The sequence below is a fragment of the Flavobacterium aquidurense genome, from assembly GCF_002217195.1.
Taxonomy (GTDB): domain Bacteria; phylum Bacteroidota; class Bacteroidia; order Flavobacteriales; family Flavobacteriaceae; genus Flavobacterium; species Flavobacterium frigidimaris.
In genome coordinates, this window is record NZ_MUGR01000021.1 from 1 (window position 1) to 1,533 (window position 1,533).

At 34.5% G+C, this 1,533-nt stretch carries 3 protein-coding genes; 1 reads left to right on the forward strand and 2 read right to left on the reverse strand.

What is annotated here, in order from left to right:
- Positions 1–23 precede the first annotated feature (23 nt).
- Both B0A67_RS11115 and B0A67_RS11120 read right to left on the reverse strand, forming a co-directional pair.
- A complete protein-coding gene (locus B0A67_RS11115) occupies positions 24–1,007 on the reverse strand; it encodes an ISAon1 family transposase (RefSeq protein WP_072965317.1) in 984 nt (327 codons plus the stop codon).
- On the reverse strand, positions 1,000–1,320 hold the full coding sequence (locus B0A67_RS11120) for an ISAon1 family transposase N-terminal region protein (RefSeq protein ID WP_089069534.1): 321 nt from the start codon (positions 1,318–1,320) through the stop codon (positions 1,000–1,002). The genes B0A67_RS11115 and B0A67_RS11120 overlap by 8 nt, the downstream gene beginning before the upstream one ends.
- Before the next feature lie 29 nt (positions 1,321–1,349).
- On the opposite strand from B0A67_RS11120, the gene B0A67_RS11125 reads away from it, so the two are divergent.
- Positions 1,350–1,533, forward strand: a 184-nt coding sequence (locus B0A67_RS11125; RefSeq protein ID WP_394364338.1) for a transposase, incomplete at its 3' end; no start/stop codon positions are given.

Below are 1,533 nucleotides of genomic sequence, written 5' to 3' on the forward strand. Positions count from 1 at the left end.
GGATCAAACGCAAAGCTTGGGGATTAGCCAAAAAGATTAGATAATCTGAATAAGAAGAAATCTACTTTACGCACTCCTCTAAATTGACTTCTAAAGGCTTTTACTTTAGCATTGAATGATTCTGCAGAAGCATTAGTACTTCTATTATCAAAATAGTTTAAGATTGACTGGTAATTAATCGTTATGGTATTAAGTAGAATATTAAAGTTCTTAAAACCTGATTCCTCTACATTCCTGTACCAATGTGCTAGTTTGGTCATGGCAATGTGTTTGTTATTGTAGTTGTTGTAAATTCCACGAAGTTGCTGAACTAGTCTATAGGCAGTTTTGATATCAGGATATAGGCTAAATAAGATCTGAGCTCTTTGATTTTGACTCTCAGTCCATTTTTCACGAGATTTATAAAGAGCATATCTACTTCTGGCGAGCAACTGTTTTACAGAGTCTCCATTAGGCAAAAGCTCTGGAATATAGGTTTTATTCTCTCTTTTCGCTTGTAATATCAATCGATTCTCAGTGTCCATCGCTTCCCAACGATATTTTATTCTAATCTCCTGTAATGCTTCTAAAGCTAATTTTTGAACATGAAATCTGTCGGTAACCTGTACTGCTCTTGGAAAACATCTTTTGGAGATCAACTTCATGGAATTAGCCATGTCAAGTGTTATTTCTTGGACATAACTTCTTTTTTTGTAATCAATTTTACAGATATGTTCAATGACATGATCTGCCTTTGTGCCTGCAATAATAGCAACTAAACACCCTTTTTTACCTCTAGCTTCCTTATTGGTTACAATAGTAAAAAGCTCACCCCGAGACAAGGCTACTTCATCAATTGACAAGTGTGTACCTATATTTTCAGGATAAATAATCCACTCATGTGCATGTTCACGTGGAGCCCACGTACTAAAGGAGCTTAAATGTTTTTTGTATTGTCTTTGTAATTTTTTCCCATTGACTCCGAAAAAACCTCCAATGGTTCGACAGTCAATAGCAGTTTTATCTATTAATTTCTTTTAAAAAAGCCGCAAACTCTTGAGTCATGCGGGTTCCTTTAGCAACTAAATTCCAATCTCTTTTAACGATCTCACCTGTATTTTTATTAGTCCAGCGACGTCTTTTGATATGTAAATACACGAACTTACCTCTCAGAGGAAAGTCCTGAATGGTAATCTCATCTTGAAAACCCTTTGATACTAATTGAAGATCATTAAACTCTGCAGGAGGTTTAGAATTCTCTTCAAAATAGAGGTGTAATATTTCTTCGGTATTAGTTGATGAAACTACTTCAAAATGTTCTACTAAAAAATCAGGAAGCATAAACTTCAATAGTTCTATTAGTTGCTATTATTGCAGGCACAAAGGCAGATCATGTCATTGAACATATCTGTAAAATTGATTACAAAAAAAGAAGTTATGTCCAAGAAATAACACTTGACATGGCTAATTCCATGAAGTTGATCTCCAAAAGATGTTTTCCAAGAGCAGTACAGGTTACCGACAGATTTCATGTTCAAAAATTAGCTTTAGAAG

Coding starts and splice junctions, on each gene's coding strand:
- B0A67_RS11120 (WP_089069534.1), bottom strand. CDS start 1,320: ATGCTTCCTGATTTTTTAGTAGAACATTTTGAAGTAGTTTCATCAACT.